General features: G+C 56.2%; 1 rRNA gene. It reads right to left on the bottom strand.

The features are described from left to right. A 5S ribosomal RNA gene (rrf, locus tag OO54_RS42955) occupies window positions 1-97 on the bottom strand; the annotation flags it as partial. Between the last annotated feature and the right edge of the window lie 138 nt (window positions 98-235).

Consider the following 235-nt stretch of genomic DNA (forward strand, 5'->3'; position numbering starts at 1 on the left):
CCCACAGGGTCCCCCCTGCAGTACCATCGGCGCTGAAAGGCTTAGCTTCCGGGTTCGGAATGTAACCGGGCGTTTCCCTAACGCTATGACCACCGAAACTCTATGAAGTTGAACTCGACCGGCAAACGGGAGTTCATTGCTTCAGAACTAACACAGTGGACGCGAGCAACTGAGGACAAGCCCTCGGCCTATTAGTACCGGTCAGCTCCACCCATTACTGGGCTTCCACATCCGG

It is taken from the genome of Streptomyces wedmorensis (assembly GCF_000716445.1).
Lineage (GTDB): Bacteria > Actinomycetota > Actinomycetes > Streptomycetales > Streptomycetaceae > Streptomyces > Streptomyces wedmorensis.